Here is a 24330-nt window from a genome sequence, read left to right on the forward strand (position 1 = left end):
GGGCCTTCCGCCCTCCGAGTCGTCCGACGGGCCCGCTCGACCCTGCCTGCGCCCTCCTTACTCGCCGCCCTTCTGGACGTACGACCTGACGAACTCCTCCGCGTTCTCCTCGAGAACCTCGTCGATCTCGTCCAGGATCGCGTCCACGTCGTCCGTGAGCTTCTCGTGGCGCTCCTGAACGTCAGCAGACTCTTCGACCGCGGTCTCCTCGACCTCGCGGTCGGTCCGGCCGGTCTGCTTCTGCCCGCCGGTGTCCTTGCTCGCCATATGTGGCACCTCCGCCTGGGGGACGTCTGTACTTCATATCTTCCCCGAAGTGGCAGACATTTCGCGCGGATCACCTCGCGATCTTCAGCCGCCTCGGACCCTGCCGCCAGACAACCTCCCCCACCGGCTCCGAGGCAAATCCCGCCTTGACTAGATAGTAAGACTATCCAATAATTGGCTAGCGCCACTATCCAAATGGAGGAGTCATGTCCCCGTCATCCCTGAGCACCGCCGGGGTGCTCCTGATCACCGTGCCCGCCGTCGCCTTCGGCGGGGTCTCGCTGCTCGCGCACATCATGCGCAACATCCCCGGATACCTCGACAACCCCGTACGGCGGGGCCTGTGGCGGGCCGGGCACGCCCACGCGGGCGTCCTGGTGCTCTTCGCCCTCGTCGCGCTGCTCTACATCGACCAGGCCGACCTGTCCGAGGGGATCAAGAGCCTCACCCGGACCCTCATCGTGGCGGCGCCGATCCTGATGCCGCTCGGCTTCTTCCTGTCGGTGGTGCGCCCTTCGGACACCCGGCCGAGCAAGCTGATCTGGCTGGTCCCGCTGGGCGGGGTCTCCCTGGCCGCCGGGACGCTCCTGCTGGGGATCGGTCTTCTCTGACGTGCCGGGGAGCGGCCCCGACCCGGCTTCTTTACAAAGTAGATCTATACCTATCCGGTCCGTTTCACCGATCCGGGGACGACCCGAGTAGGCCTTCGGCCCCGATTACTGAGATCATGCCCGGATGAGCAGCATCGTCGCCGATCGTTATCAACTCCTCGCTCCCGTGGGCAAGGGCGCGACAGGCGTCGTGTGGCGGGCCTACGACCAGCTGCTGGAGCGGGATGTGGCGCTCAAGGAGATCGCCCTGCCGCCCGGCCCCGAGGCGTCCCACCGGCGTCGCAAGGTGGTGCGCGAGGCCCGCATGGCGGCGCGGCTCAGCCACCGGGGCATCGTGACGGTGCACAACCTGGTCGAGGAGCCGGAGCGGCTCTGGATCGTCATGGAGTTCCTGGAGGCGCTGACGCTGCACGACACGGTGGTGCAGGCCGGCCCGCTCCCGGTCGACCTGGTGGCGAAGCTGGGCCGGCGGCTGCTGGAGGCGTTGCGGCACGCGCACGACGGCGGGGTGGTGCACCGGGACATCAAGCCCGCCAACATCATGCTGACCGGCGACCGCGTGGTGCTGGCCGATTTCGGTTTCGCAGCGTTCGAGGGCGCGGCCACGACGTCGATGCGCGGCACCCCGGCGTTCATCGCGCCGGAGGCGCTGCAGGGGCTGGGCGGGACGCGCGAGGCGGACATGTGGTCGTTCGGGGCGACGCTGTACATGGCGGTGGAGGGCAGGACCCCGTTCCGGACGGTGAATTCCATAGCGGCGCTGATAGAGGCGCTGCGCGAGCCTCCGCGGGCGCCGCGCCGGGCGGGCGTCCTGGAGCCGATCCTGCGGGGACTGCTGCGCAAGGATCCGGCGTCCCGGCTCAGTTCGGCGCGGGCGCACGAGATGCTGATGGATCTGCGCCGGCACAGCGCCGCCTGAGACACGGAATGCGCGTTTCGGTCGCTTTATCGCTTCTTTAACGGCGCCCGGAAGCCTGAAAACATCCTTCCGTCAATGTATCGCGCGTGTATGCGGTTGAGGCTCATGCGACCGATGCATATGCGACTGAATTGTTATGTGCGCTCTGCGGCATCGGCAGTTGATGCACCGTTCCAGATGAAAACATGAATCGACGGGGATTCGATCGCTACGCGCGACGGGTGGTTCATGGGAAAGGAACTGGGAAAACCGCGATTACTCGGGGGCCGTTACCGGCTGATGTCGCCGCTGAGCAGGGACAGCGCGGGCATCATGTGGCGGGCGCACGATCTGCGGCTGCGCAGGGATGTTTCGATCAAGGAGGTCCAGCCGCCGTTCCGGGGCAACGGCGCCGATCTGGGCCACGCGCGGCGGCGCGCGCTGCGTGAGGCGCGTTCGGCGGGGCGGCTGAGCCATCCGGCGGTGATCTCGGTGCACGACCTGCTGGAAGAGCGGGGCCGCCTGTGGATCGTGATGGAGATGCTGGAGGCGCTCACCCTGCGGGAGACCGTCGAGCACCTCGGGCACCTGCCGATCCGCTGGACGGCGTGGATCGGCTTCCAGCTGCTCGCGGGGCTGCGGCACGCGCACGGGGCGGGTGTCCTGCACCGGGACATCCATCCCGGGAACATCCTGCTGACGGGTGAGCGGGTGGTGCTGTCGGGGTTCGGCATCGCCGCGCTGAACGGGGACCCGAGCGTGTCGACGACGATCCCGATCAGTTGCTCCCCGGCGTACGTCGCGCCGGAGCGGCTGCGGGGCATGCCCGCGAGCCCGGCGGCGGATCTGTGGTCGTTCGGGGCGAGCCTGTACTTCGCGGTGGAGGGCCGCGCGCCCTATCCGGAGTCGGACGGGCTGTCGGCGCTGGAGAGGGTGACGGGCGGGGAGCCGGACCCCCCGGTCAGGGCCGGGCCGCTCCTGCAGGTTCTGGAAGGGCTGCTGCGGCGCGATCCGGGCGGGCGCGTCATCGCCGACCACGCGGCGCGCCTGCTGTCGCAGGTGCTCCGGACGGAAGGGGTGGTGGTCGGCCCACCCCAGCTCCCGGTGACACGGCTGCCGCCGGACGCCTTCACGGTGTAGGCCGACGGGTAATCCCTCAAGACCGGCTCTCCCCCGCCGATGGGGCACCAGAGGGAAAATCCGCGTTACGGGGGAAGTCACGGCATGAGAATCGGTCAGCGGGGACGCGCCATGCTGTCATACGCCGCCCTGATCCGCACCTTGACAGAACCGGTCACAGCCGTTCTCGCGGTGCTCGCGGTGTTCTCCACGGCGTGGTTCGCCCTCAGTTTCGCGCGTCCCCTCGCCCCGCCGATCGTGGCGTGGGTACCGGTGCCGCTCTCCTTCGGCCTCGCCGCCCTGGCAGCCGAGCGGGTGGCGCGGACCGCCGCCCTGGCCGCGCCGACGCGCCTGTTCTGGCGCCGCCTCGCCGTCGCCCTGGGCGTCATGACGCTCGCGCTGATCAGCAACGGCCACGACGCCCTGTCCGGTCCCGGCGCACCGCACCAGCAGGTCGAGCCGCTGACCATCCTGATGTACCTCGCCGGTCTCATGGTCGCGCTCTGGGCCCTGCTGCGGCTGCCCGGCGCCCCGCGTTCGCGCAAGGTGCGGCTGACCCTCGGCCTCGACTCGGGTGTCGTCATGCTGGCCGGCGGGCTGTTCGTGGGCTACTTCACGGTGTACGGCTCGCCGGAGGCGCTCTCCGCCACCGGCTCGGCCTGGTGGGCCCTGACGGTCATCACGCTGGGCTTCCTCACGATCCTGGCCGTGGTCAAGCTGGCGCTGTCGGGCAACGGCACGCTGGACCGCGGCGCCCTGTCGGTCCTGGGGCTGGCGGCCCTCGCCGGCGCGCTGGGCGGCGCTCTCATGCCTGTGATCCAGTCCAAGCCCTACCTTCACGTCGGGCACGTCAGCGTCCCCGCCGCCGCGTTCCTCGCCGCCGTCTCGGCCGGGCTGCAGCGGCGGACCGGGACGGCGCAGGTCCCCCTCCCCCGGCCGCGGCGGCCGTTCAGCCTGCTGCCGTACGCCGCGATCGTGGCGACGGACGCCCTGCTGCTGTTCGCGACCCGGTCGGCGAGCTCGCAGATCCGCCTGGTGGTGATCGGCACGATCGCCCTCACCGCGCTGGTCGTGATGCGCCAGATCGCCGCCTTCTACGACAACGCCAACCTGCTGGCCCGGCTGGACGCGAGCATGCTGGAGGTGAGCCGGCACGAGCAGCGGTTCCGGTCGCTGGTGCAGAACTCCTCCGACGTCATCACGATCAACGACGTGGACGGGAAGTACGTCTACATCAGCCCGAGCGTCGAGGCCATTCTCGGCATCTCGGTCCGCCAGTGGCTGGGCCGTCCGGTGCACGACTTCGTCCACCCGGACGACCGGGACGCCCTCATGGAGATGAGCCACAGGCTCCGGGAGCGTCCCGGCGTCACGGCCACCTGCCAGGTCCGCATGCGCCACGCGGACGGCGGCTGGCGCTGGGCCGAGGTCGTGAGCACGAACCGGATGGACGACCCCACCGTCCGCGGCATCGTGAGCAACACCCGCGACATCACCGAGACCAAGCGTTTCCAGGACGAGCTCGCCCATCAGGCCACCCACGACGCCCTGACCCTGCTGGCCAACCGGACCCTCTTCACCGAGCAGGCGTCGGGCGCGCTGTCCGCCGGGGGCGGCGTCTCGCTGGCGCTGATCGATCTCGACGACTTCAAGACGATCAACGACCGGCTGGGGCACGCGGTGGGCGACGCCGTCCTGGTGGCCGTGGCCGGCCGGCTGCGGAAGTGCGCCCGGCCGGGTGACTCGGTCGCCCGGCTGGGCGGCGACGAGTTCGCCGTACTGCTGCGGGACGTCACCCCGAAGCAGGCGGACCGGATCGTCGAGCAGATCATCACGGTGCTCGGCGCCCCCGTCAACGTGGAGGGGCACGACCTGCTCGTGCAGGCCAGCATCGGTCTGGTGGACGGCGAGCCGGGCATGGGCTCCAGCGAGCTGCTGCGCCGCGCCGACGTCGCCATGTACGCCGCCAAGGAGCAGGGCCGCAGCCGCTGCGTGCGCTACGCCGCGGAGATGGACCTGCGGGCGATCGAGTACGCCCAGCTCGGGGCCGAGCTGCGGCGGGCCGTGGACTCGGGCGAGCTGTTCCTGATGTACCAGCCGGTCGTCACGCTGCCGGCCGGCGAGGTGTCGGCGGTGGAGGCGCTGGTGCGCTGGCAGCACCCGGAGCGCGGGCTGGTCTCCCCGGCGGAGTTCGTCCCGGTCGCGGAGCGCAACGGGACGATCGTCCAGCTCGGCGCCTGGGTGCTGCGGGAGGCGTGCCGGCAGATGGTCGAGTGGCGGCAGACGTACGGCGACGCCGCGCCCTCCCGGGTGGGGGTGAACGTCTCGGCCCGCCAGCTGCGGGAGCCGGGGTTCGCCCAGACCGTCGCGGACGTGCTGCACGAGACCGGGCTGGGGCCGGGCGACCTGCTGGTGGAGATCACCGAGACCGCCGTGTTCGACGGCGGGCCCGCCCTGGAGGCCGTGCACGCCCTGCGCGAGCTCGGCGTCAGCGTCGCCCTCGACGACTTCGGCACCGGCCACTCCTCGCTCGGCCTGCTGCGCACCTGCCCGGTGGACGTGCTGAAGGTGGACAAATCCTTCGTCGACGGCGTGACCGGCACGGTCGAGCAGGCGGCGATCGCCACCTCGCTGGCGCACATCGCCCAGGCGCTGCGGCTGCGGGCGGTGGCCGAGGGCGTGGAGACCGCGGCCCAGGCCAAGCGGCTGTACCAGCTGGGCTACCGACTGGCCCAGGGCTTCCACTTCGCCCGGCCGCTCTCCCCCGAGGACGTCGGCTCCCGCCTGTCCGCCCGCGCGGACGCGGAGAAGGAGTCTCCCGACTCCTGGGACCCGCCCGCCCTGGCCAGCTGAGCACGGACGGCCTCGCCCCGGCCCGCGGACGCGCCCTTCTCCGGAGGGGCGCCCCGCGGGCCGCGGCCTTCCCGGGGGATGCGCCGGGGTGCGGCGGGGCCGCTAAGGTACGGCCCGGCGCCGGCACTCCCCGGCGAACCGGGCGGCCAGGTGCGGCTCGCCCGCCCAGTGCAGGTGGAGGTAGGAGGCGGCGACCCGGTCGTCGGCGAACCCGTCGGCCCCGTCCCGCCAGCGGAACAGCGGCCGGTCGGGCGCGGGGCGCACGGCGGTGCGGTGGAACTCGTGCCCGCGGTACCGTTCCCCGTTCCTGGTGAGCACGGAGTCCCGGACGGCCACCGCGTCGCGGTAGCCGAGGGTGAGCGTGCCGGTCATCTCGGCCTCGGCGGCGACGATCCCGCACATCGGCAGGCCGTCCAGCGAGCGCGCCAGGTACAGCAGTCCCGCGCACTCGGCCGCGATCGGCCCGCCGAACGCGGCGATCTCCTTGCGCAGCGGCTCGTTGGCGGCCAGGTCGGCCGCGTAGACCTCCGGGAAGCCGCCGCCGATGATGATCCCCCGGGTTCCGGCGGGCAGGGCCTCGTCGGTGAGCGGGTCGAAGGCGGCGAGCTCGGCCCCGGCCGCGGCCAGCAGCTCGGCCTGCTCGGTGTAGCCGAAGGTGAAGGCCCGCCCGGCGGCGACGGCGATCGTGGTCCCGTCCCGCGCGGAGCCCCGCGCGGCGACGGCGGACGCCGGGTCCCAGGGGCGGGCGGCCAGGGGCGGGGCCGTGCGCGCCAGCCGTACGACCGCCTCCAGGTCGCAGGAGGCGGCGACGAGCGCCTCGGCGGCCTCCATCGCCTCGCCCGCCGGGGTGCGGCGCTCGGCGGCGGGGACCAGGCCGAGGTGGCGGGAGGGCGTGGCGACGGCGTCGCTGCGGCGGATCGCGCCCAGGACGGGGACGCCGCTCTCGGCGAGGGCCTCGCGCAGCAGGTTCTCGTGCCGTTCGGAGCCGACCCGGTTGAGGATGACCCCGCCGAACCTGAGCCGGGTGTCGTAGGAGGCGAAGCCGTGGACCAGGGCCGCCACCGAGCGGCTCTGCCTGGCCGCGTCGACGACCAGGACGACCGGGGCGTCCAGCAGCCGGGCCACGTGCGCGGTGGAGGCGAACTCCCCGGCGCCCGCGCCGTCGTACAGGCCCATCACGCCTTCGACGACGGCGATGTCCGCCCCGGCCGCCCCGTGCAGGAAGAGCGGCGCGACGAGGTCCTCCCCGGTCAGCCAGGGGTCGAGGTTGCGCCCGGGGCGCCCGGTGGCCAGGGCGTGGTACCCGGGGTCGATGTAGTCGGGCCCGACCTTGTGCGCGGAGACGGCGAGCCCGCGGCGGGTCAGGGCGGCCATGAGGCCGGTCGCGACCGTGGTCTTCCCCGCGCCCGACGCGGGCGCTGCGATCACCAGCCTCGGCGTCCCGACGTTCATCCGCCCATCCCTTCCACGCCACTCACCGCAACCACTCCGCACTCACACCCCGCTGCCGGTGACCACCCGCACTCAGCCCGCACCGGCTCACACTCACCCGACCACCCCACGCCCGTCTCCCCGCCGGTGACCACCCGCGCCGCACCCGCCCAGTCAGGTGCGCACACTTCCCGGCGCCGGTACGGCGAGGCGGGGTGCGGGCGTCTCCGGCGCCGCCGTACGGCGCGCACGCCGGATCACCACTCGATGCCCTTCTGGCCCTTCTGCCCGGCGTCCATGGGGTGCTTCACCTTTCCCATCTCGGTGACGAGGTCGGCGGTCTCGATCAGGCGCGGATGGGCGTCCCGGCCGGTGATGACGACGTGCTGGCCGCCCGGGCGCGCCGCCAGGGCCGCGACCACGTCCTCGACGTCGATCCAGCCCCACTTCACCGGGTAGGTGAACTCGTCCAGCACGTACAGGCGGAAGGTCTCGGCGGCCAGGTCGCGTTTGATCTGCTCCCAGCCCTCGCGGGCGTCGGCGGCGTGGTCGGCCTCGCTGCCGGGCCGCTGGATCCACGACCAGCCCTCCCCCATCTTGTGCCAGGAGACCGGCCCGCCCTCCCCCGACGCGCCGAGGACCCGCAGCGCGCGCTCCTCGCCGACCCGCCACTTGGCGGACTTGACGAACTGGAACACCCCGATCGGCCACCCCTGGTTCCAGGCCCGCATGGCCAGGCCGAAGGCCGCGGTGGACTTCCCCTTGCCGGGCCCGGTGTGGACCATCACCAGCGGCCGGGTACGGCGCTGCCGGGTGGTCAGGCCGTCATCGGGCACGCTGGCCGGTTTTCCCTGGGGCATGTCACGCCTTTCCTGTGCTCACAGCTGCTCGTGTCGTACGGTCACGCGGCGGTCCGCTGCCGGATCATCCCGGCGAGGTCGGTGAGGTCGTCCAGGCGCACGGTCTCGGCGCCCATCCGGCGGGCCAGGGAGGCGGCGAGGCCGAGGCGGACGTAGCCGCTCTCGCAGTCCACGACCACGCTCGTCACCCCGGCCAGCAGCGCCGCCGCGCGGTGCGACTCCTCGACGGTGCCGGAGGTGGCCCGGCCGTCGGTGACCAGGACCAGCAGCGGCCGCCGGGACGGGTCGCGCAGCCGTTCCACCCGGAGCGCCTCCGCGGCGCGCAGGAGCCCGGCGGCCAGCGGGGTGCGCCCGCCGGTGGGCAGCTCGCGCAGCCGGGCGGCGCCCGCCTCGACGGAGGAGGTGGGCGGCAGCACGAGATCGGCGCGGGAGCCGCGGAAGGTGATGAGGCCGACCTTGTCGCGGCGCTGGTAGGCGTCGAGCAGGAGGCTGAGCACGGCAGCCTTGACGGCGCTCATGCGCTTGCGGGCGGCCATGGACCCGCTGGCGTCGACGACGAGGAGCACCAGGTTGCCCTCGCGGCCCTCCCGGACGGCCTCGCGCAGGTCGTCGCGGCGCAACAGCAGCCCGGGGCCGCTCCTGCCGCGTTCCCGCTGGTACGGCGCCGCGGCGAGGACGGTGGCCGTCAGGTGGACCGAGGCCGGGCGCCCGCCGGGGACGCGGGCCCCGGTGGTGCGGCCGAGCGGGGTCCTGGCCCGGGATCGGCGGCCGGGGGCTCCGGCGCCGACCCCGGGGACGGTGAACACCCGGGCCGGGCGGAGCCGGCCGGGCGCCTCGACCCGCTCACCGTCCCCGCCCTCGGCCCCCGGCCCCGGATCCGCCGCGCCCCCGGCGGGCGGGTGACCGTACGGGCCGCCGGACCGATCCTCCGGGGCCCGGGGGTCATCAGGCCCACCGTGCCCGCCCGATGCGTGGCCGTGCGGACCGCCGGACCGGCCCTCCGGGTCCCGGGGATCATCAGCTCCGTCACCGCCCTCGGCCCCCGGCCCCGGATCCGCCGCGTCCCCGGCGGGCGGGTGACCGTACTCGCCGGATGCTGGGTCGCGTGGATCGCCGCAGGAAGGGGGGGCGTCCCCGGGGCCGCCGCTCTCGGGGCCGCCGCTCTCGGGGCCGCCGCCGTCGGGGTCGTCGTCCTCGGGATCGTCGTCCTCGGGATCGTCGGGGATCCGGGCGAGGAGGGCGTCGAGTCTCGCCTCGTCCAGGCCGGGGGCGTCGAAGGGGTCGCGGCGGCGGCGGTGCGGGAGGGCGAGCCTGGCGGCCTCGCGGACGTCCTCGGCGGTGACCCTGCTCCGCCCCCGCCAGGCGGCGTGCGCGATGGCGGCGTTGGCGGTGACCAGGTCGGCGCGGAGACCGTCCACGTCGAACCCCGCGCAGACCGTGGCGATCCGCCGCAGCGCGGAGTCCGGCAGGACCACCTCCGCGACGCGGGCCCGCGCCTCGGCGATCCGGGCGGCCAGCTCCGCCTCCCGGCCGGCCCAGGCCGCGGCGAAGGCGGCCGGATCCGTCTCGAAGGTCAGCCTGCGCCGGACCACCTCGGCCCGCTCGCCCGGCTCCCGCGAGGCCCTGACCTCGACGGTGAGGCCGAACCGGTCGAGGAGCTGCGGGCGCAGCTCGCCCTCCTCGGGGTTCATGGTGCCCACCAGGAGGAACCGGGCGGCGTGCCGTACCGAGACGCCTTCCCGCTCGACGTAGCAGGTGCCGAGCGCGGCCGCGTCCAGGAGCAGGTCGACGAGGTGGTCGTGGAGGAGGTTGACCTCGTCGACGTACAGGACCCCGCGGTGGGCCGCCGCGAGGAGGCCGGGTTCGAAGGCTTTCACGCCCTCGGTCAGGGCGCGCTCGATGTCCAGGGAGCCCGCCAGGCGGTCCTCGGAGGCGCCGACCGGGAGCTCGACCAGGCGGGCGGGGCGCGAGGACCCCGCCCCGACGCCCCCGCCGATCGCGGCTCCGCCGTCCGCCTCGGTGGGGTGCGGCCCGTCGGGGCAGCCGGGGTCGGGCGCGGCCGGGTCGCAGGAGAAACGGCAGCCGGGGACGACCGCGACGGGCGGCAGGAGCGCGGCGAGCGCGCGCACGACGGTGGACTTGGCGGTGCCCTTCTCACCGCGGACGAGCACGCCGCCGACGCGGGGCGAGACGGCGTTGAGGATCAGGGCGAGCTTGAGGTCCGCGAGCCCCACGACCGCGGTGAAGGGGTAGCGCGGCGCCTCCCGCGCCGCCGGAACCGCCGCCGGGGACGGCGTCAGGACCACCGGGGAGGTGCCGGGCGCCGCCGGGGATGTCCGCCGAGCCGCTTCCGAGGCCCCTTCCCGGATGTCTGCCGAGGTCCCTCCCCGGGGCCCTGCCGGGATCTCCGCTGGGGTCTCTGTCGAGGTGTCGGGCACCGTCGGTGTCTCCTTGTGGTTCGTCATTCGGGGTAGCTCAACCGCCAGCGTCCGCCGCGCCCGGTGAGGGAGACCCGGGCCAGCGGCGCGACGTCGACACGCCAGAAGGAGCGGGCGGGGGCGCCGAGGGCGTGGACGACGGCGGCGCGGACGACCGCGGGGTGGGTGACCGCGACGGTCCGGCCCGGCCCCGCGGCGGACAACCAGCCGTCCACCCTGGCCAGGAGGTCCAGGAGCGGCTCGCCGCCGTGGGGCGCGGCGGCGGGGTCGGAGAGCCAGGCGGCGAGCGCCTCGGGTTCGGCCGCCTCGACCTCGGCGAGCGTCATGCCGCGCCAGCGGCCGTAGTCGCAGTCGGCGAGCAGCGGATCGGGGTCTCCCGCCGTCTCCAGGCCGAGCGCCCCGGCGGTCTGGACGCAGCGCCGCTCGGCGGCCCAGGCCACCCGGACGCCGCCGGGTCCGGTCCGCCCCTCCCGGCTCCGTCCCGCCTCCGCCGTCCCCACGAGGGGGGCCAGGGCGGCGGCCCGGCGCAGGCCGCGCTCGTCGAGCGGCTCGTCTCCGGGGAAGGCGGCCCTGGCGGTCGCCCGGGTCGAGGCGTGGCAGACCAGCAGCAGGCGGGTGGTCCCGCCGGACGTCGTCACGCCGGGGCGGGCGCAGGCGGTGCCGTGGTCCGCTCGCGTACGGCGAGGGCGAACAGGGCGCCGACGCCGAGCCAGAACACGGCCTGGGTGCCCAGGGAGGCGACCCGGAAGTCCCACAGCAGGTCGGCGGGGAACCCGGCGGGCACCTCGGCGATCTCCGGAAGGAAGGCCCAGGCGGCGGCCACGGGCAGCAGCGTCGCCGCGCCCGCCGCGAGCCAGCGCAGCGCGGGGTCCGATCCGGCCGCCACACGGTGGGCGGCGGCGCCCGCGGCGGCGGCGAGGATGCCGATGACCACGGCGACCAGGTAGAGCACGGTGCGCTGGTTGATCGTGCCGGGGTCGCCGACGGCGGGCGGGTTGGCGGGATATTTCAGGAACGGGACCAGGACGACGGCGGCGAACGCGGTGACCGCCAGGACGACCGCGAGCACGGGCGCCGAGCGGGGTCCGGCCCGGCCGCGCACGGCCGCGTGCACGAGGGCGAACAGGCCGCCGAGCGCCACGCCGTACAGGGCCAGGGCGAGGAAGAGCCCGAATCGCTGCCCGCCCCTGCTGACGAGGGCCCCCTCACCGTGGGAGTGGTCCCCTTCGGAGGCTCCGCCGTGGGAGTGGTCCCCTGCGGGCGTACCCGCGTGGGAGTGCTCTCCGGCGCCGTCCGAGCCGGTCGCGGCCGCCTCCTCCAGCGCGATGGCCCGCTCGATCTGGGGCTCGCCCACGACGTAGGCGAAGCCGGCCGCGAGCAGCCCGGCGAGCAGTCCGGCGAGCATGCCCCGGACCAGGAGTCTGGTGATCACGTGTGGCTCAGTGGCAGGGGACGCCGAGCAGGTGGCGCCCGTCGTGCATGAGCTCGTGCAGGTAGTTCCCGGCCTGCGAGATCGCGCCCTGGTCGAAGGCCGCCAGGTAGGCGACGAGGAGCAGGACCGGGACGGCGAGCAGCCAGGGGGTGAGCGAGGCCCACGGAACGGGTCGGGTCTGCGGAGCCGAGATCTGGCTCACGGCTACCTCCTTCAGGGATTGCGCGTCCCTCTCGTAGGTGGTGGCGGCCGAGTGACCTGGCTCCCGGCCGCGAAGGGCCGGTTACAGTGGCGCGACCGCACCGGAATCTCACCGGATTTCCCTCGCGCCGCCACAAAACATCCGGAACCTATCCCGTGATCCTCTTCTCCGTCAATCTCCTGACCCATCACACGACGGATATATCCACAGAAAGCATCTGAACGCTCTCAATTTCCTGCGATACCGGACGCAGGTGCCGTCCGCGCGGGCAGGCGAAAGCCCGGGGCCCTTCTCGAGGCCCCGGGCACGCCTTCACGGCCGGGCGCCGCTCCGCGGCCCGCGCGGCCTCACGCCGCCCGGGTGGCGCTCCGTCACTCGCCGGTGAGCGCGGTGACCAGCTCGCTGGCGGTGCGGCAGCGGTCGAACAGCTCGCCCACGTGGGCCTTGGTGCCGCGCAGCGGCTCCAGGGTCGGGACCCGCTGCAGCGACTCGCGGTCGGGGATGTCGAAGATCACCGAGTCCCAGGAGGCCGCGGCGACCGAGTCGCTGTACTGGCTCAGGCAGCGGCCGCGGAAGTAGGCGCGGGTGTCGCTCGGCGGGACCTCGACGGCGCGCTGCACCTCCTCCTCGGTCACCAGGCGCTGCATCCTGCCCCGGGCGACCAGCCGGTTGTACAGGCCGCGGTCGGGCCGGATGTCGGAGTACTGCAGGTCGACCAGTTGCAGGCGGGGGTGCGACCAGGGCAGCCCGTCGCGGCTGCGGTATCCCTCGAGCAGCTCCAGCTTGGCGACCCAGTCGAGCTCCCCGGACAGCTGCATGGGGTCGTCGGCCAGGCGGGTCAGGACCGACTCCCAGCGGTCCAGGATGTCCTTGGTCGGCTCGTCCACGCCGTTGCCGCTGCGGGTCTCGGCGTACTTCCTGGCCAGCTCCAGGTACTCCATCTGGAGCTGGACCGCGGTGAGCCTGCGGCCGTCGCGCATCGGGATCTCGTAGCGGAGCGTGGGGTCGTGGGAGACCGCGCGCAGCGCCTGAACCGGGTTCTCCACGGCGAGGTCGCGGGTGAAGAAGCCGTCCTCGATCATGGCGAGGATCAGGGCGGTGGAGCCCAGCTTCAGGTAGGTCGAGATCTCCGACATGTTGGCGTCGCCGATGATGACGTGCAGCCTGCGGTACTTCTCCGGGTCGGCGTGGGGTTCGTCCCGGGTGTTGATGATCGGCCGCTTGAGCGTGGTCTCCAGGCCGACCTCGACCTCGAAGAAGTCGGCCCGCTGGCTGATCTGGAAGCCCTCGCCGCGTGAGTCCTGGCCGATGCCGACCCGGCCGGCGCCGGTGACGACCTGCCGGGAGACGAAGAACGGCGTCAGGTGCCTGACGATGTCGGCGAACGGCGTGGCCCGCCGCATCAGGTAGTTCTCGTGGCAGCCGTAGGAGGCGCCCTTGTTGTCGGTGTTGTTCTTGTAGAGCTGGATGGGGGCGTTGCCGGGCATCGCCGAGGCGCGGACCGCGGCGTCGTGCATGACCCGCTCTCCGGCCTTGTCCCAGATCACCGCGGCCCGGGGGTTGGTGCACTCGGGCGTGGAGTATTCGGGATGGGCGTGGTCGACGTACAGCCGCGCGCCGTTGGTGAGGATCACGTTGGCCAGGCCGAGGTCCTCGTCGGTGAGCTGACTCGCGTCCGCCACCTCCCGCGCGAGGTCGAAGCCTCGCGCGTCGCGCAGCGGGTTCTCCTCCTCGAAGTCCCACCGGGCGCGTCGCGCCCTGGCCGCCGAGGCGGCCAGGTAGGCGTTCACGACCTGGGAGGAGGTCACCATCGCGTTGGCCCCCGGCTGTCCGGGCACGGAGATGCCGTACTCGGTCTCTATGCCCATCACCCGCCGTACCGTCATGCGCACCTTCTGTTCGTCAGGGGCTGTCATGTCCGCTGTGTATATGCCCGAGCCTAGACCTTTCACCATGCCCTGTGGCCAGACAGTTATGGCACCGAAGCCTTTTCGCCCAGGCTGTGTGGCGCCGCGGAGACCCTTTCCCAGGAGGGTTCCGGCGCGGGGCCGCGCCGCCGCCGCCTGGCCTTGACGAACTCCTGGACCGGCCGTTCGGCCACCCGGTAGACGAGATAGGAGAAGGCCGTCACGGCCAGGACGGTGACGACGGCGGTCAGCCAGGGCGGCAGCGTGTCCCGGAGCGCGGGGATGATCAGCACGGCGCCCGCGGTGTGGAACAGGTAGACGGGGTAGGTGACGGCGCCCAGGACGACCAGGCCGCGCCAGCGCAGCCGGCCGAGCCAGCCGAGCGCCACCATCGCCATGAGGGCGTAGAAGGCGATCACGGTGGCCACGACGGCCCACTCGGGCACGGGCATGGCGGCGTAGCCGACCAGTTCGATCCGGCCGGCCACCCGGTCCAGGGCGGCGTTGACCGCGAGCCCGGCGCTGACCCCGGCCACGCACCACAGGATCAGCCGGGGGCCGTACCTGGTCATCAGGTAGAAGGCCATGCCGCCGACGAAGTAGGCCGCGTACTTGGGCATGATCAGCAGTTCGACCCAGTAGTCGTCGCTGCCCGTGAAGAACCCGGCCGCCAGCAGCCAGACGCCCATGAAGACCAGGCAGCGGCCGAGCGTCGCCCCGAAGATCACCAGGACGGAGATCAGCAGGTAGAAGCGGAGCTCGACCCAGAGCGACCAGTAGACGCCGTTGGCGTCGTAGACGCCGAACAGGCGCTGGAGCATGGTCAGGTTGACCGCGTAGCCGCCGGAGTCGAGCTTGGGGTCCAGGGCCGTGGCCGAGGTGAGGCCGTACAGGGCCGCGGTGACGCCGACGCTGACCCAGTAGGCCGGGTAGAGCCGGACCACGCGGGAGAGCGCGAAGCCGCCCAGGCCCCGTCCCCAGATGCTCATCAGGATGACGAAGCCACTGATCATGAAGAACAGTTCGACGCCGAGGATGCCGAGGCCGGAGATCGTGGAGATCGCCGGGAACAGCTCGGCGGGCGTCTCATCCCATACGGAACGGAAGGCGACGAAGTAGTGGAAGGCGAGCACCGCCATGGCGGCGACGAAGCGCAGGAGGTCCAGTTCGGCGAGGCGGCCGCCGCCCTCCGCCGCTCCGCGCGACCTCGTGCCGGTCAACGGACGACCACGCCGAAATATTCACACACGCCCCTTGGACGGCGAACCGATCACTTGGGTTCCAAGTGATGACATTTCACTTTTGTGACTGGTGGGAGAACGCCGGACCGCGCCGCCGGACCGCGCCGCCGCCCCGCTCACCCGCCGGCCCACCGGTCCGCTCATCCGCCGGCCCCGGACACGCGCGTGGCGCGCTCCCCGGCCGGGGAGCGCGCCACGTGGATGTGCCGCCGGACGCGCCAGGGATCGGACGCGTCAGAGGTACTGACCGGTGTTGGCCACCGTGTCGATGGAACGGCCGGCCTCGGCGCCCTGCTTGCCGGAGACCAGGGTGCGGATGTAGACGATCCGCTCGCCCTTCTTTCCGGAGATGCGGGCCCAGTCGTCGGGGTTGGTGGTGTTGGGCAGGTCCTCGTTCTCGGAGAACTCGTCCACGCAGGCGGTCAGCAGATGGTTGATCCGCAGACCCTTCTGCCCGGTCTCGAGGAACTGCTTGATCGCCATCTTCTTGCCGCGGTCAACGATGTTCTGGATCATCGCGCCGGAGTTGAAGTCCTTGAAGTACAGGACCTCCTTGTCGCCGTTGGCGTAGGTGACCTCCAGGAAGCGGTTCTCCTCGCTCTCGGTGTACATCCGCTCGACGACCCGCTGGATCATGCCCGCGATGGCGCCCTCCCGGCTGCCGCCGTTCTCGGCGACGTCGTCGGGGTGGAGCGGGAGCTCGGGGATGAGGTACTTCGAGAAGATGTCCTTGGCCGCCTCGGCGTCCGGCCGCTCGATCTTGATCTTGACGTCCAGACGGCCGGGCCGCAGGATCGCCGGGTCGATCATGTCCTCGCGGTTGGAGGCGCCGATCACGATGACGTTCTCCAGGCCCTCGACTCCGTCGATCTCGGACAGGAGCTGGGGGACGATCGTGTTCTCGACGTCGGAGGAGACGCCCGAGCCGCGGGTCCGGAAGATCGAGTCCATCTCGTCGAAGAACACGATCACCGGGGTGCCCTCGGAGGCCTTCTCACGAGCCCGCTGGAAGACCAGGCGGATGTGCCGCTCGGTCTCACCGACGTACTTGTTGAGAAGCTCGGGACCCTTGATGTTGAGGAAGAAGCTCTTGCCGGACTGGCCGGTCTTCTCCGCGACCTGCTTGGCCAGGGAGTTGGCGACCGCCTTGGCGATGAGCGTCTTGCCGCAGCCGGGCGGGCCGTACAGCAGCACGCCCTTGGGCGGACGGAGCTTGTGCTCGCGGAAGAGGTCGGCGTGCAGGTAGGGAAGCTCGATCGCGTCCCTGATCTGCTCGATCTGCCGGCTGAGGCCGCCGATCTCCTCGTAGGAGATGTCGGGCACCTCCTCCAGGACGAGCTCCTCCACCTCGGACTTGGGGATGCGCTCGTAGACGTAGCCCGAACGCGGCTCCAGCAGCAGCGAGTCGCCGGCCCGGATCGGCTGGTCGAGCAGCGACTCGGCGAGCTTCACCACCCGCTCCTCGTCCGCGTGCGAGATCACCAGCGCCCGCTTGCCGTCCTCGAGGAGCTCCTTGAGCATCACGATCTCGCCGAGATCCTCGAAGCCGAGGGCCTCGACGACGTTGAGCGCCTCGTTGAGCATCACTTCCTGGCCGCGCTTGAGATCGTCGACGTCCACCGCCGGACTGACGTTCACGCGAAGCTTGCGACCGCCGGTGAAGATCTCCACCGTGCCGTCTTCTCTGGCCTCCAGGAAGACGCCGAACCCGGATGGCGGCTGCGCCAGCCGGTCGACTTCCTCCTTGAGGGCGACAATCTGATCCCTGGCTTCCTTGAGGGTCGCCACCAGGCGTTCGTTCTGCGCGGTGACGGCCGCGAGATTCGCCTGCACCTCATGGAGACGCTCTTCAAGGACCCTGGCCTGCCGGGGAGACTCCGTCAATTTCCGACGTAGCGCGGTGATCTCCTCCTGCAGGAAGGAGACCTGTGTTGTGAGGTCAGCGACCTCCCGTTCGCGCTGCGCGGCTCGAGCCTCAGCGTCGTCGCGAGCTGCCACGCCGTCACCTCCTTCCCAGTCGAGACCGACTACTCAAGACCCTACCCATCTGAGGGCTCTGCGTTACCTGACCGAGCAGTGTTCGTGTGGCTACTCTAAGTGTTCAGTGATTAATCCCTTATGGTGTGTTTAGCACTAAGAGCAGGAGAACACGACGTTCTGTTCCCGTGTCATACCCCGGAATACGTCGCGACCGAATCGTCGTGCGGCGGCTGCCGCCGAACTGTTATACGACGGACTCCTGCCCGGCGGATGCCGCGGACTCCTCGCCATACGCCCCCTTCGCCGGACGTCTGCGGCGGGGCGGCGGCGTCACCCCGTCGGCCATGCGACGGGCGGTGACGAGGAAACCGGTGTGGCCGACCATCCGGTGGTCGGGCCGTACGGCGAGTCCTTCGACGTGCCAGTCGCGAACCAGGGTCTCCCACGCGTGGGGCTCGGTGAAACTCCCGTGCTCGCGCAAAGTCTCGACCGTGCGGGACAGCTGGGTCGTGGTCGCCACATAACAGCAGATGACGCCGCCCGGGGTGAGCGCCTTGGCGGCGGCGTCCACGCACTCCCACGGGGCGAGCATGTCGAGGATGATCCGGTCGACGTCGGTCTCGTCGAGCGCGTCCACGAAGTCGCCCACCACCAGGCGCCACTGGTCCATCGGGCCGCCGTAGAACTTCTCCACGTTCTTGGTGGCGACCTCGGCGAAGTCCGCGCGGCGCTCGTAGGAGGTGACCTTCCCCTCCGGGCCGACGGCGCGCAGCAGGAAGCAGGTCAGCGCGCCGGAGCCGACGCCGGCCTCCACGACGCGCGCGCCCGGGAAGACGTCCGCCATGGCGACGATCTGCGCCGAGTCCTTCGGGTAGATCACCGCCGCGCCGCGCGGCATGGACAGCGTGTAATCGGAGAGCAGGTGCCTGAACGCGAGGTACTGGGTGCCGCCGGAGGAGCGCACGACCGAGCCCTCAGGCTTGCCGATCAGGTCGCTGTGCGGGATGAACCCCTTGTGCGTGTGGAAGACCCCGTCTTCCTTCAGCGTCACCGTGTGGCGCTTGTTCTTGGGGTCGGTGAGCTGAACCTGATCCCCGGCCTGAAACGGCCCATGCCTGCGAAAACCCATGTCCGCAAGGGTATCGGCGCGCGGACGCCGCCCGGTCCCCTCCGGAGCCCGCCCCCCGCACCCCTCCCGCTCCGGCCGGAGGGGTGATCCTCCGGAAACCCGGCCCGGGGGGAGGATGATCCCCGGAAAAGGGTTTCGCCTCCTCCTCGTCCTCTTGATACCACTGGAGGATGTTCCCCAGAGAGACCGTCCCGGCGGGTCCCGTCGTGCTGCGCGAGCTGACCGCCGGCGACGCCGACGCGATCGTCCGCGCCTGCGCCGATCCCGAGATCGTCAGGTTCCTGCCGGCCCTGCCGGTGCCGTACACCCGCGACGACGCGTTCGCCTTCCTGAAGTCCTCCGAGCGGGAGTGGGAGGCGGGCGGCGCGACGTTCGCCGTCGCCGACCCGGGCACCGGCGCGTGGCTGGGCAACGTCGGCCTCAAACCGCCCGGCCCGCGCGGAGGCGTCGAGATCGGCTACCTGATCGCGCCGTGGGCGCGGGGACGCGGGGCGGCCACCGCCGCCGCCCGGGCGCTGACCGAGTGGGCGTTCGCGCACGGGACGCACCGCGTGGAACTGCTGGCCGAGGTGGAGAACCTGGCCAGCCAGCGGGTCGCCCTCGCCGCCGGGTTCGCCCACGAGGGCATGCGGCGCGGGGACCACCCCATGCGCGACGGATCCCGGGGCGACCTGGTGTCCTTCGCCCGGCTGCGCGCCGACTCCGGTGAGCGGGTCCGGCCGTACCTTCCGCCCCTGCCCGGCGGGTCGCTGTCCGACGGGGTGGTGCGGCTGACGCCGCTGACCGCCGCGGACGCCGCCGACCGCCTCGCCCTGGAGAGCCTGCCGGACGTCATGGAGCACCACGTCCCGCCGGAGGTCCCGGACCCGGCCGAGAACGAGACGTTCTGCCGCGAGGCGGGCATGCGCTGGCTGGCGGGCTCCCGGGCGGAGCTGGTGATCCGCGACGCGGCCGGCGGCGCGTTCGCCGGGAGCATCCAGCTCGCCATGATCCTTCCCCCGCTGGGGCAGGCCATGACCGGCTACAGCCTGCGGCCGGAGTTCCGCGGCCGGGGCTTCGCCACCCGGGCGGTGAACCTCCTGGTGGAGTGGGCGTTCACGCACACCGGCCTGGCCCGGATCGTCGCCGGCACCGACCCGGGCAACACCGCCTCGCACCGGGTGCTGGAGCGGGCGGGCTTCACCCGTGACGCCGTCCTGCACGGGTTCCTGCCCGGCCCCGGGGGCGTCCGGCGCGACGACCTCCAGTGGTACCGCCTCCGTCCCGGGGGTGGCCAACCCGGATTCTGAGGGTGATACTCCAAATCGCGCCACCCTCCGCCCGCCGTCTCCGGCAGGGCGTCCCGATTCGACGGAGAGAGGGATGGGATGAGCATCACCCATCAGATCGGCCTGGACTCCGGTGCCCTGCTCTGGTGCGGAGCACCGGGAGACTCCCTGGAGAGCCTGATCGAGACCTTCGCCGGGCACGACGCCGACGACCTGATCGAGCGGGTCGTCGCCGCGGCCGCGACGGTGTGCTCGACCGGCTACGCGGGGCTGGTGGAGGTCGATCCGGTGGAGGAGAGCGCGGTCCCGGTCCACGTGCACGTCCCGCCCGGCGATCCGCTGCGGGTACGGCGCTGGCTGCGTGACGGCGCCGTGCTCAAGACCCTGGCGACCCGATGCCGCCCCGTCTTCCTCCCCCGGGACCCCGCCCTGGGACATCCCGGTTTCCTGGCCGTCCCGGTGCCGCTGGCCACCGTCGGCCAGGCGTACCTGTGGGTGGCCGGGCGCCCCTTCGACCACCGGGACGAGGATCTGCTGGTGCGCTTCGCGACCGCGGCCGGGCGGGCCCTGGAGGCGGCCCGGGGGTTCGAGGCCGCCACCCGGATCCTCCGCTCGATCCACGCGTTCAACCGGCCCCGCGCCCGGTCCTGACGCCCGGTCCCGGGACGCGGCCGGGCCGGGGACCGGCCCGCTCCGGACTCGTGCTCGCGGTCCGGCCCGCTACGGCTGGAACCTGTCGTCCGGCCCGTCCCGGAACCGGGCCGCCGGGTCAGTCCGCCCCGAACCGGGCCCTGAGCCGGGCGAAGGCCGCGTCGGTGCCCTGCAGGGCGCGGTCGATGTCGTCGTCGGTGTGCGCGGCCGAGATGAACCAGTTGTGCCAGGGGTGGAGGTAGACGCCCTCCGCCAGGCAGGCCGCGGACCAGAACATGCCCTTCTCCAGCGTCGCGTCGCCCTCGAAGGACAACCACGGGATCTGGACCGGGCCGGTCTGGTTGATCGTGAAGCCGTGGGCGGCGGCCTGCGCGGCCAGGCCCTCGCGCAGGCGTGCGCCCGCGCGCTCCATGAGGGCGACGCCGCCGATGGCGTGCAGCGTCTCGATGGTGGCCTTCGCCGCGGCCATCGGGGCGGCGTTGAACCAGAACGACCCGGTCGAGTAGATCGTCTGGGCCGGCCCGCGCAGGGCGTCCACGCCGGTGACGGCGGCGATCGGGTGGCCGTTGGCCATGGCCTTGCTGAAGGCGTACAGGTCGGGGCGGACGCCCAGGGTCTCCCAGGAGCCCCCCAGGTCCAGGCGCCAGCCGCCGCGCACGTCGTCGATCACCAGGGCGGCGCCGATCCGGTCGGCCAGCGCGCGCAGGCCCCGGGCGAACTCGGGCGCGGCGAGCTCCTGGTCCTCGAAGGAGTCGTGCTTGAACGGCGTGACGATGATCGCGGCGACGTCCGACCCGCCCGGTCCCTCCGCCTCGGCCGCGGCGGCCTCGGCGCTGGCCAGGTCGTTGTAGGTGAACTCGATCAGGTCGGCGCGCTCGCTGGGCGTGGTCCCGGACGGGCTGGGCGTGCACCAGGGGTCGGCGCCGTGGTAGGACCCGTGGGCCATCAGGACCTTGGTCCGGCCGGTGGCCGCGCGGGCGACCATCAGGGCCTGGGTGGTGGCGTCGGTGCCGTTCTTGGAGAACATCACCCAGTCGGCCTGCGGGATGGTCTCCACCATCAGCTCGGCGAGCTCCACGAAGACGGGGCCCGGGCCGTTGAGGCAGTCGCCGGCGGCGAGCTGGGCCGCGACGGCCGACTCCACGGCCGCGTGGCGGTGGCCCAGCACGATGGGACCCCAGGAGCACATCAGGTCGATGTACTCGCGGCCGTCGGCGTCGAACTGGCGGCAGCCCTCCCCGCGCACGAAGAACTGGGGGTAGGCCGGGCCGTGCAGGGGGGCGTTGAGGTGACCGTACATGCCGCCGGGGACGACCTTGGCGGCGCGGTCACGCAGATTCGCATCGATCGACATTTTCGGGAACATCACCTTTCACGGGTGCCATCGGGCCGGGACGGGCCGAGGTCTTCTCAGAGCCGGGACAGGTCGAGGCCGTCCAGCCCCGCGTCGGAGCCGAGGCCTCCGGCGACGCGGGCGGCCACCGCGGTGCCGAGCCCGGCGGCGGCGAGCACGTCCCTCCCGCCGGCCAGACCGGCGATGAACCCGGCGCAGTAGGCGTCGCCGCAGCCGGTCGTGTCGATCACCGGCACGTCGAGGGCGGGCACGCGGGCGATCCCGGCGGCGGTGGCCACCAGGCTGCCCTCGCCTCCCAGCGTGACCAGCACGCCCCGGGGGCCTTCGGCCAGCAGTTCGGCGGCGGCCTCCTCGGCGGTGGCCGCCCCGCTCATCATCAGCGCCTGCTCCTCGTTGGGCAGGAGATAGTCGACGTGCGGGAGGAAAACACGCGCTCCCTGCATCAGGTCGGGCATGTTGGACAGGAGGTCCATCGTGACGACCGTTCCGCCGGCCCTCGCCTCGTCCAGGAGGGCGAAGAACCCGGGGTCGTGCAGCCCCCAGGTCACGTCCATGCCGCCCAGGTGCAGGACCTCCGCCGCCTTGATCCGGGCGGGGTCCAGGTCGGCCGGTGACAGGACGAGGTTGGCGCCGGGCACGTGGAAGGAGGGGCGGCCGCCGTCGGGCCGGATCGGCAGGATCGAGGCGGCGGTCTGCTCGCCGGGCTTGCGCACGATCCCGCTGACGTCCACCCCGTGGCGGGCCATGACCATGAGGAGGAAGTCGCCCAGCTCGTCGTCCCCGGCCGCCCCGGCCGAGGCGACCTCGACGCCGAGCTTCGCCAGGGCGACGGCGGTCCCCGCCGCCGCGCCCGCCGCGGTGATCCGGATCTGCTCCAGCAGGTGGGTGTCCTGGCCGGCCGGGATCGACTCCACGGGCCGGGCGAGCACGTCCACGATGTGCACCCCGAGGGTGACGACGGCCATGGCGAGCCCTCCTCATGTCTTGACGGTCTTAGCGGATAATAGACGGGCGTCCGAATACCATGTCAACGTGTGAGCCGGGGAGGAAAGGCAACCGTGCCGAAGATCGTCAATCACCGGGAGCGCCGCGAGGAGGTCGTCGAGGCCGCCCGCCGCGTCATCCTCCGCGACGGCATCGAGGCCGCCACCACGAGGGCCATCGCCAAGGAGGCCGGTTACTCCAACGGCGTGCTCACCCACTACTTCGCCGACAAGGACGACATCATGTTGTCGGCGCTGCGCTCGTCGCACCGGCGCATCGTGGAACGGCTGCGCGCCAAGCTCTCCGGCCGCGCCGGACTGGCCGCGCTCCGCGAACTCCTCCTCGACAACCTGCCGCTGGACGACGAGCGTGCCCAGGAGAGCGGCCTGGAGGTGGGATTCTGGAGCCGGAGCCTGACCAGCCCCGCCCTGCTGGCGGCGCAGCGCGCCGAGGCGGAGGAACTGCGCTACCTGGTGCGGAGCCTGCTCGGCGCGGCCGCCGACGCGGGCGAGATCGCGACCGCCGAGGACCTCGACGACGTCACCGAGCGGCTGCTCGCCCTGGTGGACGGCCTCAGCCTGCACCACCTGCTCTATCCCGGCCGGGTCGGCGCCGGGCGGCTGGAACGGCTGCTCCACGCCGAACTGGACCGCCTCCGCCTCCCCGTCGCCCCCGCGGGCGGCGCTCCACCCGCGGACGACGCCTCACCCGCGGAAACCGCCGGGACCCGGGACGGCGCGGCTCAGGACAGCAGCACTGCTCAGGACAGCGGCACTGCTCAGGACAGCAGCACTGCTCAGGACAGCAGCGCGTAGATCCGGTCGGCCACTCCCCTGGCCGTGGGCCGCTTGGCCACGTCGCCGATGCAGACCCCGACCAGCTCGGCCAGCTCCGGCTCCAGCCCGGTGTCGATGGAGGGCGCGATGCTGTTGATCTTCCGCAGGGTCAGCAGCGGGTCGTGGACGGGAAGCTCGCCGTACAGGCCGGTGCCGCTCGCCGCCCAGTGCAGCGTCGCGCCGAGCGACCACACGTCCCCGGCCGGGGTGGGCCGATCCCCCTGCAGCAGCGCCGGGTCGACGAACTCCACCGACCCGATCCCGCCCATGCCCGTCACCGTCGCCCCCGGTGTCAGCACCTGCGACAGGCCGAGGTCGGACAACTTGCCCCCGGTCTCGGTGAGCAGCACGTTCCCGGGGTTGATGTCGCGGTGCACGATGCCCTCCTCGTGGAGCGCCTGCGCGGCGTGCGCGGCGCAGGCGACCGCGCGCAGCGCCCTGTCCCGCGGCACCGGCTCGGCGGGACGGCTCAGCGAGCCGCCCGGCAGGTACTCCATCGAGTAGTAGAACACCCCGCCGTGCCGGCCCGCGTCATAGAGCGTCACGAGGTACGGCGAGCGCACGGCGGCGAACGCCTTCAACTCCCGGGTGGCCCGGCGGAACGCGTCGGCCCCGGTGCCCTCGGTGAGGACCTTCACCGCGACGAACTCGGCCTCCACCGGCAGCCGCTCCGGTTTTCTGGCGAGGTAGAACTCCCCGTGGTTCCCCTCCCCCAACGACCGGACGAACTCGTAGTCGGCGATGCCCTCCACCGGCGGTCTCCTTCCCATCGCATGACCCTCGCGGCGGCTTCCCGCACACGGTAACGTCACCATGGCCATTGTCGGAGCTTTCCTTTACTCCCGGGAGGCGGGCTCTCCGGTGCTCCA

Annotated in this window: 21 protein-coding genes and 1 riboswitch; of the genes, 7 read left to right on the forward strand and 14 right to left on the reverse strand. The window is 72.4% G+C overall.

Translation table 11 applies throughout. The features are described 5' to 3' along the window. Positions 1–57 precede the first annotated feature (57 nt). On the reverse strand, positions 58–267 hold the full coding sequence (locus Plo01_RS16570; RefSeq protein WP_203891478.1) for a ubiquitin-like protein Pup: 210 nt from the start codon (positions 265–267) through the stop codon (positions 58–60). A gap of 206 nt (positions 268–473) precedes the next feature. On the opposite strand from Plo01_RS16570, the gene Plo01_RS16575 reads away from it, so the two are divergent. The 4 genes from Plo01_RS16575 to Plo01_RS16590 all read left to right on the forward strand — a co-directional run bounded on the left by Plo01_RS16575 (position 474) and on the right by Plo01_RS16590 (position 5748). Then, complete coding sequence (locus Plo01_RS16575) at positions 474–878, forward strand: hypothetical protein (RefSeq protein ID WP_203891479.1); 405 nt, start codon at positions 474–476, stop codon at positions 876–878. A gap of 124 nt (positions 879–1002) precedes the next feature. Then, entirely contained in the window at positions 1003–1797 is a 795-nt protein-coding gene (locus Plo01_RS16580) for a serine/threonine-protein kinase (RefSeq protein ID WP_203891480.1), read from the forward strand. Positions 1798–2076: 279 nt separating this feature from the next. After that, positions 2077–2916, forward strand: coding sequence for a serine/threonine-protein kinase (locus tag Plo01_RS16585; protein WP_203891481.1), 840 nt, complete (start codon positions 2077–2079; stop codon positions 2914–2916). Positions 2917–3027: 111 nt separating this feature from the next. Then, positions 3028–5748, forward strand: a complete 2721-nt coding sequence (locus Plo01_RS16590; protein ID WP_203891482.1) for a putative bifunctional diguanylate cyclase/phosphodiesterase — start codon at positions 3028–3030, stop codon at positions 5746–5748. Between the two features lie 102 nt (positions 5749–5850). Here Plo01_RS16590 and Plo01_RS16595 read toward each other — a convergent pair whose 3' ends face one another. The 10 genes from Plo01_RS16595 to Plo01_RS16640 form a co-directional block, all read right to left on the reverse strand. Beyond that, positions 5851–7200: a cobyrinic acid a,c-diamide synthase CobB gene (locus Plo01_RS16595; protein WP_203891483.1), complete on the reverse strand. Its 1350-nt coding sequence runs from the start codon at positions 7198–7200 to the stop codon at positions 5851–5853. A gap of 236 nt (positions 7201–7436) precedes the next feature. Continuing rightward, a complete protein-coding gene (gene cobO, locus Plo01_RS16600) occupies positions 7437–8039 on the reverse strand; it encodes a cob(I)yrinic acid a,c-diamide adenosyltransferase (RefSeq protein ID WP_203891484.1) in 603 nt (200 codons plus the stop codon). 41 nt (positions 8040–8080) lie between these two features. Beyond that, positions 8081–10345: a VWA domain-containing protein gene (locus Plo01_RS16605; RefSeq protein ID WP_239316480.1), complete on the reverse strand. Its 2265-nt coding sequence runs from the start codon at positions 10343–10345 to the stop codon at positions 8081–8083. Positions 10346–10500: 155 nt separating this feature from the next. Further along, positions 10501–11115, reverse strand: coding sequence for a histidine phosphatase family protein (locus Plo01_RS16610; RefSeq protein ID WP_203891485.1), 615 nt, complete (start codon positions 11113–11115; stop codon positions 10501–10503). Continuing rightward, positions 11112–11909 carry a CbtA family protein gene (locus Plo01_RS16615; RefSeq protein WP_203891486.1) on the reverse strand — a complete coding sequence of 266 codons (798 nt, stop codon included), beginning with the start codon at positions 11907–11909 and terminating at the stop codon, positions 11112–11114. The genes Plo01_RS16610 and Plo01_RS16615 overlap by 4 nt, the downstream gene beginning before the upstream one ends. A gap of 7 nt (positions 11910–11916) precedes the next feature. After that, complete coding sequence (locus tag Plo01_RS16620; RefSeq protein WP_203891487.1) at positions 11917–12111, reverse strand: CbtB domain-containing protein; 195 nt, start codon at positions 12109–12111, stop codon at positions 11917–11919. 2 nt (positions 12112–12113) lie between these two features. After that, a riboswitch (adenosylcobalamin (AdoCbl) riboswitch) is annotated at positions 12114–12258 on the reverse strand. Between the two features lie 224 nt (positions 12259–12482). Continuing rightward, positions 12483–13997 (reverse strand): depupylase/deamidase Dop, encoded by a 1515-nt coding sequence (gene dop, locus Plo01_RS16625; protein WP_203891666.1) that lies wholly within the window; start codon positions 13995–13997, stop codon positions 12483–12485. Positions 13998–14083: 86 nt separating this feature from the next. Further along, positions 14084–15238 (reverse strand): acyltransferase family protein, encoded by a 1155-nt coding sequence (locus Plo01_RS16630; RefSeq protein WP_203891488.1) that lies wholly within the window; start codon positions 15236–15238, stop codon positions 14084–14086. A gap of 255 nt (positions 15239–15493) precedes the next feature. Further along, the gene (gene arc / locus Plo01_RS16635; protein WP_203891489.1) at positions 15494–17257 is read right to left on the reverse strand and encodes a proteasome ATPase; all 1764 of its coding nucleotides are present in this window, start codon (positions 17255–17257) and stop codon (positions 15494–15496) included. 226 nt (positions 17258–17483) lie between these two features. Then, positions 17484–18368, reverse strand: a complete 885-nt coding sequence (locus Plo01_RS16640; protein WP_203891490.1) for a tRNA (adenine-N1)-methyltransferase — start codon at positions 18366–18368, stop codon at positions 17484–17486. 170 nt (positions 18369–18538) lie between these two features. On the opposite strand from Plo01_RS16640, the gene Plo01_RS16645 reads away from it, so the two are divergent. Next, positions 18539–19657, forward strand: a complete 1119-nt coding sequence (locus Plo01_RS16645) for a GNAT family N-acetyltransferase (protein WP_203891491.1) — start codon at positions 18539–18541, stop codon at positions 19655–19657. Between the two features lie 78 nt (positions 19658–19735). Beyond that, positions 19736–20287: a hypothetical protein gene (locus Plo01_RS16650; RefSeq protein ID WP_203891492.1), complete on the forward strand. Its 552-nt coding sequence runs from the start codon at positions 19736–19738 to the stop codon at positions 20285–20287. A 118-nt stretch (positions 20288–20405) separates the two neighbouring features. On the opposite strand, the gene Plo01_RS16655 is transcribed toward Plo01_RS16650, so the two are convergent. Together Plo01_RS16655 and Plo01_RS16660 are read right to left on the reverse strand one after the other, a co-directional pair. Then, on the reverse strand, positions 20406–21641 hold the full coding sequence (locus Plo01_RS16655; RefSeq protein WP_203891493.1) for an aminotransferase class III-fold pyridoxal phosphate-dependent enzyme: 1236 nt from the start codon (positions 21639–21641) through the stop codon (positions 20406–20408). Between the two features lie 56 nt (positions 21642–21697). Next, positions 21698–22606: a carbohydrate kinase family protein gene (locus tag Plo01_RS16660; protein ID WP_203891494.1), complete on the reverse strand. Its 909-nt coding sequence runs from the start codon at positions 22604–22606 to the stop codon at positions 21698–21700. Positions 22607–22699: 93 nt separating this feature from the next. Between Plo01_RS16660 and Plo01_RS16665 the strand changes: the two genes are divergently transcribed. Further along, a complete protein-coding gene (locus Plo01_RS16665) occupies positions 22700–23440 on the forward strand; it encodes a TetR/AcrR family transcriptional regulator (RefSeq protein ID WP_203891495.1) in 741 nt (246 codons plus the stop codon). On the opposite strand, the gene Plo01_RS16670 is transcribed toward Plo01_RS16665, so the two are convergent. After that, a complete protein-coding gene (locus tag Plo01_RS16670; RefSeq protein WP_203891496.1) occupies positions 23422–24213 on the reverse strand; it encodes a serine/threonine-protein kinase in 792 nt (263 codons plus the stop codon). The two genes, Plo01_RS16665 and Plo01_RS16670, sit on opposite strands and share 19 nt — an antisense overlap. Between the last annotated feature and the right edge of the window lie 117 nt (positions 24214–24330).

The organism is Planobispora longispora (assembly GCF_016863135.1).
Classification (GTDB): domain Bacteria; phylum Actinomycetota; class Actinomycetes; order Streptosporangiales; family Streptosporangiaceae; genus Planobispora; species Planobispora longispora.

Coding starts and splice junctions, on each gene's coding strand:
- Plo01_RS16570 (WP_203891478.1), bottom strand. CDS start 267: ATGGCGAGCAAGGACACCGGCGGGCAGAAGCAGACCGGCCGGACCGAC.
- Plo01_RS16575 (WP_203891479.1), top strand. CDS start 474: ATGTCCCCGTCATCCCTGAGCACCGCCGGGGTGCTCCTGATCACCGTG.
- Plo01_RS16580 (WP_203891480.1), top strand. CDS start 1,003: ATGAGCAGCATCGTCGCCGATCGTTATCAACTCCTCGCTCCCGTGGGC.
- Plo01_RS16585 (WP_203891481.1), top strand. CDS start 2,077: ATGTCGCCGCTGAGCAGGGACAGCGCGGGCATCATGTGGCGGGCGCAC.
- Plo01_RS16590 (WP_203891482.1), top strand. CDS start 3,028: ATGCTGTCATACGCCGCCCTGATCCGCACCTTGACAGAACCGGTCACA.
- Plo01_RS16595 (WP_203891483.1), bottom strand. CDS start 7,200: ATGAACGTCGGGACGCCGAGGCTGGTGATCGCAGCGCCCGCGTCGGGC.
- cobO (WP_203891484.1), bottom strand. CDS start 8,039: ATGCCCCAGGGAAAACCGGCCAGCGTGCCCGATGACGGCCTGACCACC.
- dop (WP_203891666.1), bottom strand. CDS start 13,997: ATGACGGTACGGCGGGTGATGGGCATAGAGACCGAGTACGGCATCTCC.
- Plo01_RS16640 (WP_203891490.1), bottom strand. CDS start 18,368: ATGGGTTTTCGCAGGCATGGGCCGTTTCAGGCCGGGGATCAGGTTCAG.
- Plo01_RS16645 (WP_203891491.1), top strand. CDS start 18,539: ATGTTCCCCAGAGAGACCGTCCCGGCGGGTCCCGTCGTGCTGCGCGAG.
- Plo01_RS16650 (WP_203891492.1), top strand. CDS start 19,736: ATGAGCATCACCCATCAGATCGGCCTGGACTCCGGTGCCCTGCTCTGG.
- Plo01_RS16655 (WP_203891493.1), bottom strand. CDS start 21,641: ATGTCGATCGATGCGAATCTGCGTGACCGCGCCGCCAAGGTCGTCCCC.
- Plo01_RS16660 (WP_203891494.1), bottom strand. CDS start 22,606: ATGGCCGTCGTCACCCTCGGGGTGCACATCGTGGACGTGCTCGCCCGG.